The following is a 7,080-nucleotide window of genomic DNA, read 5'->3' on the forward strand; positions in this document are numbered from 1 at the left end:
GGAGGGTGGACGGTCGAGCGGAGCGAGAGCGGCCGGGTGGGGCCCGGGAGGAGAATATCCTTCGAACCTCGGGCCCCACCCGACCCCTTCGCTGCGCTCAGGGGCCACCCTCCCCTACGGGGAGGGACGCACCCCGAACCACCGCGCGATCACCCCCTCGTAGATCGCCGACAGCCGCTCGAGATCCGCGACCGGGACGCGCTCGTCGATCTGGTGCATCGTCCGGCCGACGAGGCCGAATTCGACGACGGGGCAGACGCGGGTGATGAAGCGGGCGTCCGAGGTGCCGCCGGTGGTCGAGAGCACCGGCCGGATGCCGGTCTCGGCCTCGATCGCGTCCTGCATCGCCGCGACGAAGGCGTTCGGCGGCGTGAGGAAGGCGATCGCGTTCGTCTCCTCGAAGGCGAGGGTGAAGCGCACGGCGTTGCCCGCGGCCTCGGCGCAGCGCCGCTCGATCTCGGCGGCGAGCGTCTGCGGCGTCCACAGATCGTTGAAGCGGATGTTGAAGACGGCCCGCGCCTCGGCCGGGATCACGTTCGAGGCCGGGTTGCCGACGTCGAGGCTCGTGAATTCGAGGTTCGAGGCGTCGAAATGCGCGGTGCCCGCATCGAGCGGCGTCCCCTTCACGGCGGCGACGAGGCGCACCATCCCGTCGATCGGGTTCTCGGCGAGATGGGGATAGGCGACGTGGCCCTGGCGTCCGTGGACGACGAGAGATCCCGTCAAAGAGCCGCGCCGGCCGATCTTGATCATCTCTCCGAGCCGCTCGGGATTGGTCGGCTCGCCGAGGATGCAGGCGTCGAAGCGCTCGCCGCGCGCGAGCGCCCAATCGAGGAGCTTGACCGTGCCGTTGATCGCCGGCCCCTCCTCGTCGCCGGTGATCAGGAAGGCGATCGAGCCGGAAAAATCCGGGTTCGCGTCGAGGAAGCGCAGCGCGCCTGCGACCATCGCGCCGATGCCGCCCTTCATGTCGACGGCGCCGCGGCCGTAGAGCACCCCGTCGACGATCTCGCCCGAGAAGGGCGGATGCGTCCAGCGCGCCTCGTCGCCCGGCGGCACCACGTCGGTGTGGCCGGCGAGCACGAGGACGGGTGCGCCCGTGCCGATGCGCGCGTAGAGATTCTCGACGTCGGGCGTGCCGGGCGCTGAGAAGACCGGGCGCTCGACGGAAAAACCCGCCGCCTCCAGAACGCCTGCGAGAAGCGCGAGCGCGCCGCCCTCCGCCGGCGTGACGGAGGGGCAGCGCAGGAGCGCCTGGGTGAGCTGCGTCGCCGAGCGCGAATCCATCGCCGTCAATCGCGCAGGAGTTCGTTGACCGCGGTCTTGGCGCGGGTCTGCGCGTCGACGCGCTTGACGATGACCGCGCAGGCGAGCGAGGGGCCGGGCGAGCCGTCGGGCAGGTTCTTGCCGGGCAGCGTGCCGGGCACGACGACCGAATAAGGCGGCACGTAGCCGCGGAAGATCTCGCCCGTCTCGCGATCGACGATCTTCGTCGAGGCGGAGATGAACACGCCCATCGAGAGCACCGAGCCCTGGCCGACGATCACGCCCTCGACCACTTCCGAGCGCGCGCCGATGAAGCAATCGTCCTCGATGATCGTGGGGCTCGCCTGGAGCGGCTCGAGCACGCCGCCGATGCCGACGCCGCCCGAGAGGTGCACGTTCTTGCCGATCTGCGCGCAGGAGCCGACGGTCGCCCAGGTATCGACCATCGTGCCCTCGTCGACATAGGCGCCGAGATTGACGAAGGAGGGCATCAGGACGACGTTCTTGGCGACGTAGGCGCCGCGGCGCACGACGCAATTGGGCACGGCGCGAAAGCCCGCCGCCTTGAACTCGGCCGGGCCCCAGCCCTGGAATTTTGAGGCGACCTTGTCCCACCAGACGGCGCCGCCGGGCCCGCCCTCGATCACCGCCATGTCGTTGAGGCGAAACGAGAGGAGCACCGCCTTCTTGAGCCATTGATGGACGGTCCAAGATCCGTCGATCTTCTCGGCGACGCGGGCGCGGCCGGAATCGAGGGCGGCGAGCGCTTCCTCGACCGCCTCGCGTACGGCGCCTTTGGTCTGCGGGCCGATCGAGGCGCGGTCCTCGAAGGCGGCGTCGATGGTCGCGGCGAGATCGGCGATGTTCGTGGTCATGGGGCGGCGCTCGCATCCGGCGTTGGAGGGATCCTTCCGGCTCGTTTAGCGCCGCCCGCGCCCCCGGTGAAGGGGGAAGATGCGCTCAGCGCACCGTGCGCTCCACCTGCTGCGCGACCGGCGGACCGGCCACCACGCCGACGCCGGCGCCGACCGGACCGGCGACCGCGGCTCCGACGGCCGCGCCGCCGACCCTCTGCTGCGTCGTCGTGCACGCCCCGAGCGCGAGAGCCCCCGCCGCCACCGCGATGCAGGCGGCCTTGCCGAATACGCGTTTCGTCCGTTGCATGGTCATCGTCGAGCCTCCTCGAGACTGCCCCCGTGTGGCGCGAACGGACATGCCGCGGATTGGTTCGACGAACGCCGCTCCTCGCGCGTTGTCGTGGCGCATGCGAGGAGGCCCTCATGGAAGGCGGGTTGATCTGGCTCGGTAGCGTCGCTGCGATCCTGCTCGTCGCGGCGATCGTCGTCGCGGTCGTCTGGCGCTCGCGCAGCACCCGGCGCGGCCCGCGCCGCGACCTGCGGGACTAGCCTCAGCGCGGCGCGGGGGAGGGCGGGAAGGCGAGCGAGGCGCGCAGAGCGGGCGGTCGCTCCAGGCGGGCCCGCGCGCCGGCCACCGCGATCCGGCCCTGGAACAGGAGCGCGGCTTCGACGCGGTTGCGCACGCGCAGCTTGGCGATGATCCGCCGCACGTGCATCTTGGCGGTGTTCTCGGAGATCGAGAGAGCGCGTGCGATGATCTTGTTGGGGCTGCCGCGGCAGATCTCGCCGAGCACCTCCATCTCGCGCGTCGTGAGCACCGAGAGGTCCTGATCGCTCGACGCGGACGCGGGATCGGGGGCGGTCGCGGGCGCGGCGGACCGCGCCTGGAGATTGGCCGAGCGGCAGGGCCGGTACACGCCCCCCGCCATCACGATCTGCAGCGCGAGGGAGACGATGTCGAGCGGCGTCGCGGTGGAGAGGACGCCGCGATAGCCGCTGCCGAGCACCTCGTCGACGAAGGCCTCGTCCTCGCGCTCGGACAGGAGGACGAAGGCCGCGCGGGGCGCGTCGCCGACGAGGCTCTCCCGCGTGGCCGCGGCGGCGGCGGCGCTCGCCCCGTCGAGGCTGACGAGGACGAGGCAAGGCGGGCCCTGCTCGGGGTCGCGTTCCTGCAGGCGCTGCGCGTCGAGGACGGCTACGCCGCCGAGCTTGTGCTCCAACGCATCCTGCAGGAGGGTCCGCAACAAGGGCCTGCGGTCGAAGACCGCGATCGTGCGCGTGTCTGCCGCGAGCGCCGCGCTCTGCGAAGACGACATTCGTTCCTCCTCGACGGTGGTGTCGGAGTGACGATGCTCCGCACTCCCGTTGCTATTTGTGAATACATCGCTTCAAGTAGCGGCCCCCATACGCGTATTCGATTTTAATGGATATTATTCAGAGAGGCTGTACGCTCGGAATGAAAGCATGGTGCCAATATCGGCGCCGCAGGTCAAGGATCGCGGTCTGCGAGGGCGTTCCGGGAACACGAGGGAAGGTGTTCCGGTGGTCACGAAAATTCAAGCGAACTCGGGCGCCTTCAGCATTCTTCGAGCCGCAGCGGAATGGTCGCGACCGGGCGCCCGTTCCCGTCCGCGATTTCGAGCTGCCAGCCGTCGAGGTCGCCCACGCCCTCGTGCCGGGCGAGCTGTTCGGCGACGACCTCCCGTGCGACGGCGTGCGCGGCTGCGTCGTCGGGAAGGTCGACGCCGATCGCGTCGTCGATCCGCTCGGCGCCCCGCTTCAGGTGGAAATGGTATCTCGGCATCACGGGTCCCGCGCCCCTCCGCCGCCCTATCCGACATCGCGCGATTAAGACGGCCCGAGCGCCGCCGCGGACAGGCGTTCTCGCGAGGTGCTCCGAGGGGATGGCGCCGTATCCGGGCTGATGGCGAGCGCCCGTCGGAAGGGGGGCCGGCCGTGCTACCCGGCGACATCCCTCCGGGCGTCGGAGCCCTCCGGACGGGTGGCGCGGGCGTCGTCGTCGATCGGCCCCGGCCGAGGGCGCCGCATCGAAGCGGCGTCTCTCCGCCGCTCCGATCGGATGGCGCGCGCGCCGGGGATGACGCTCCACGGGGCGGCTGTCGCGGCAGGCACGCAGCTGAGACAGTCGATACGCGGCGTCGCATCCGCAGGCTGCGCGTCGCCCCGACCCCCACAGAGCCTAAGGGAGCTCCAGCCATGAACACGAACTGGTCGTCCATCTTCCAGGGCAATTTCAACGTCAGCGACAACGACGCCGTGTCCGGCGCTCAGGCGAACAGCGGCGGCAACCTCGTCGCGGGCGGTCTCCTCGCGCTCAACGCCGCCAACCCGGCGACGGCGACCTCGGCGGCGGTGAACCTCTCGCCGATCACCCAGTCGAACCTCGCGCTCAACCTCGCGACCCTGTTCGACAACGACGGGATCGACATCGGCTGAACCCGCCACCCGGCACCGTCAACAGAGCCGGAGCCCGTCGCGGCTCGGGCGTTCGAAGGGAAACCGGAGATGAATCAGCTGCAAAACCTGCTTCCGCAGGCGAATCTCGTCTTCAGCGACAACGACGCCGGAGCGGTCGCCGGCGCGAATTCGGGCGGCAACATCGCCATGGGCCTCCTGGCGTTGAACGCGGGCAACCCCGCACTCGCGGTGGCCAACGCGGTGAACGTCGCGCCCATCACGCAGGTCAATCTCGGCTTCAATTTCGGTGCCCTGTTCGACAACGACCTGGGCATCGACGTCGGGTGACCGGCGATCGCTGACGGCGGGGCGCCTCCCGACCCTCGAAGAGAAGGACGTGCACCATGAACACCAATTGGTCGTCCATCAACCAAGGCAACTTCAACATCAGCAACCACGACGCGATCTCGCTCGCGGCGGCCGATTCCGGGCAGAACGCGGTCGTCGGCGGCCTGCTCGCCGTGAACGCGCTCAACCCGGCGACGGCGACGTCGCTCGCCGCGAACGTCTCTCCGATCACGCAGTCGAACGTCGCCGCGAGCGTCGCGTCGCTTCTCGACAACGACCTGATCGACTTGCTCTGAACGAGCGATCGCGCCCGCCGAGGGCGCACGGGACCGGCGTGCCGCGCGCAGCCGGTCCCGACGTGCCCTCGGCGCCCTCCCACCGAGCCGAAGGCACAGGACGCGCCATGTCGACAGCCCTGCCGCTCGCGATGCGGCCGAACGATCTCGAGCAAGCGCTCAAGGCGTGCCGCTCCTCGCTCGCCCTCGTCTTCGTCTATAGCAGCGGGTACAATCTCCTCCTGCTCGCGCCGTCGATCTATCTGTTGCAGATCTACGATCGCGTCCTGTCGAGCCGCAGCCTCGACACGCTCCTGATGCTGTCGCTGATCGTCGCCGCGGCGGTGATCGTCGACGGGCTGCTCGACGCGTTCCGCCGCTCGGCGCTCGCGCGCGTGGGTTTCTGGCTCGAGGACCGGCTGCGGCCGAGCGTCTTCGCCTCCGCCTTCGAATATGCGCGCCACAAGGATCCGGCTCTGGCGGGGGAGGCGGTCAACGATCTCTCCTCGATCCGCCAATTCGTCTCCTCGCCCGCGGCCGTGGTCTTGTTCGACCTGCCCTGGGCGCTGATCTTCTTCGGGGTACTCTTCGTCGTGCACCCGCTCCTCGGCGCGATCGGCGTCGTGGGCGCGCTCGTGATGCTCGCCTGCGCGATCGTCAACGAGTTCGTCACGCACACGCCCGCTCTGCGCGCGCAGCTCGCGGAATCGGCTACGAACCAGCGCCTCGGCGCCGCTTTGCGCAACGTTCAGGCGATCCGCTCGATGGGCATGCTGGAAGGCGCCGCGCGGCTCGTCTATCGCGACGTCGCCCTCGTCTCGGAGGCGCAGCACTCCGTCGCGCGCCGCAGCGAGCTCCTCCAGGGCATCTCGAAGGGCACGCGCTCCCTCGTCCAGGTCCTGATCATGGGCGTCGCCGCCTGGCTCGTCCTGCGCGATGACCTGAGCGCGGGCATCATCTTCGCCTCCTCGCTCCTGCTCGGCCGCGGGCTTGCGCCGATCGAGGGCCTGATCGGCAGCTGGAAGGCCTTCGGCGCGGCGCGGCTCGCCTATCGGCGGCTCGGCGAGGTGCTCTCCGGCGCCGAGGAGGCGGACGGAGAGCGCGTGCCCGCGCTGCCGGCGCCCGTCGGCTCGCTGGCGATCGAGAACGTCACCTACGTGCCGCCCGGCACGAATTCCATCGTCCTCCAGGGCGTGAGCCTGCGCATCGCGCCAGGCGAGTGCCTCGGCGTGATCGGGCCGTCGGGGGCGGGCAAGTCGACCCTCGCGCGCATGATGATGGGGGTCGGCACGCCGACCATGGGCCGCGTGCGCGTCGACGGCGCCGATATCGGCCTGTGGATGCGCGCGGGCGGCGCCCGGCATCTCGGCTACCTGCCCCAGGAGGTCGAGCTGTTCGAGGGCACGGTCAAGGAGAACATCGCCCGGCTCGGCGAGGCCGACACGCAGAGCGTCGTCGAGGCGGCGCAGCTCGTCGGCCTCCATGAGACGATCATGGGCCTGCCGCTCGGCTACGACACGCCGATCGGCGGGCGCGGCGTGCGGCTCTCGGGCGGCCAACGGCAATGCGTGGGGCTCGCGCGCGCCTTCTTCGGCGGCCCGCGCCTCGTGGTGCTCGACGAGCCCAACGCCAATCTCGACGACACCGGCGAGCAGGCGCTCCACCGCGCGGTGGAGGCGATGAAGGCGCGCGGGACGACGATCGTCGTGATCACCCACCGCTTCGGCATCCTCAACGTCACCGACAAGATCGCGGTGATGCGCGCAGGCACGATCAGCGCCTACGGCACGAGCGCTGAGATCTACGAGCGCTTCTTCCGCAACCTCGTTCCGGCGGCGCGCGGGGAGGCCCCGGCGGCCGCGGGCGGCGGCGAGGCGCCGTCCCCGATCCCGCCGCCGCTGCGCCGCGAGCGCTCG

The 7,080-nt window shown here is 70.5% G+C and carries 10 protein-coding genes; 5 read left to right on the forward strand and 5 right to left on the reverse strand.

Annotated elements, in window-relative coordinates; all coding sequences use genetic code 11:
- Positions 1–114: 114 nt before the first annotated feature.
- The 3 genes from dapE to ACK4UM_RS10575 form a co-directional block, all read right to left on the reverse strand.
- Positions 115–1,287 carry a succinyl-diaminopimelate desuccinylase gene (dapE, locus tag ACK4UM_RS10565; RefSeq protein ID WP_409798543.1) on the reverse strand — a complete coding sequence of 391 codons (1,173 nt, stop codon included), beginning with the start codon at positions 1,285–1,287 and terminating at the stop codon, positions 115–117.
- Between the two features lie 5 nt (positions 1,288–1,292).
- Positions 1,293–2,141, reverse strand: a complete 849-nt coding sequence (dapD, locus tag ACK4UM_RS10570) for a 2,3,4,5-tetrahydropyridine-2,6-dicarboxylate N-succinyltransferase (RefSeq protein ID WP_409798545.1) — start codon at positions 2,139–2,141, stop codon at positions 1,293–1,295.
- An 85-nt stretch (positions 2,142–2,226) separates the two neighbouring features.
- Positions 2,227–2,436, reverse strand: coding sequence for a hypothetical protein (locus ACK4UM_RS10575; RefSeq protein WP_409798547.1), 210 nt, complete (start codon positions 2,434–2,436; stop codon positions 2,227–2,229).
- Between the two features lie 110 nt (positions 2,437–2,546).
- On the opposite strand from ACK4UM_RS10575, the gene ACK4UM_RS10580 reads away from it, so the two are divergent.
- Positions 2,547–2,672 carry a hypothetical protein gene (locus ACK4UM_RS10580; protein WP_409798549.1) on the forward strand — a complete coding sequence of 42 codons (126 nt, stop codon included), beginning with the start codon at positions 2,547–2,549 and terminating at the stop codon, positions 2,670–2,672.
- Positions 2,673–2,674: 2 nt separating this feature from the next.
- Here ACK4UM_RS10580 and ACK4UM_RS10585 read toward each other — a convergent pair whose 3' ends face one another.
- Together ACK4UM_RS10585 and ACK4UM_RS10590 are read right to left on the reverse strand one after the other, a co-directional pair.
- On the reverse strand, positions 2,675–3,439 hold the full coding sequence (locus ACK4UM_RS10585; RefSeq protein ID WP_409798551.1) for a response regulator transcription factor: 765 nt from the start codon (positions 3,437–3,439) through the stop codon (positions 2,675–2,677).
- Between the two features lie 260 nt (positions 3,440–3,699).
- A complete protein-coding gene (locus ACK4UM_RS10590; RefSeq protein ID WP_409798567.1) occupies positions 3,700–3,927 on the reverse strand; it encodes a DUF6894 family protein in 228 nt (75 codons plus the stop codon).
- A gap of 413 nt (positions 3,928–4,340) precedes the next feature.
- Between ACK4UM_RS10590 and ACK4UM_RS10595 the strand changes: the two genes are divergently transcribed.
- The 4 genes from ACK4UM_RS10595 to ACK4UM_RS10610 form a co-directional block, all read left to right on the forward strand.
- On the forward strand, positions 4,341–4,580 hold the full coding sequence (locus ACK4UM_RS10595; RefSeq protein ID WP_409798553.1) for a hypothetical protein: 240 nt from the start codon (positions 4,341–4,343) through the stop codon (positions 4,578–4,580).
- Between the two features lie 69 nt (positions 4,581–4,649).
- A complete protein-coding gene (locus ACK4UM_RS10600) occupies positions 4,650–4,889 on the forward strand; it encodes a hypothetical protein (protein WP_409798555.1) in 240 nt (79 codons plus the stop codon).
- Positions 4,890–4,945: 56 nt separating this feature from the next.
- Positions 4,946–5,185: a hypothetical protein gene (locus tag ACK4UM_RS10605; RefSeq protein WP_409798557.1), complete on the forward strand. Its 240-nt coding sequence runs from the start codon at positions 4,946–4,948 to the stop codon at positions 5,183–5,185.
- A gap of 107 nt (positions 5,186–5,292) precedes the next feature.
- On the forward strand, positions 5,293–7,080 hold a 1,788-nt coding region (locus tag ACK4UM_RS10610), incomplete at its 3' end, for a type I secretion system permease/ATPase (RefSeq protein ID WP_409798559.1).

It is taken from the genome of Salinarimonas sp., assembly GCF_046292825.1.
GTDB lineage: Bacteria > Pseudomonadota > Alphaproteobacteria > Rhizobiales > Beijerinckiaceae > Salinarimonas.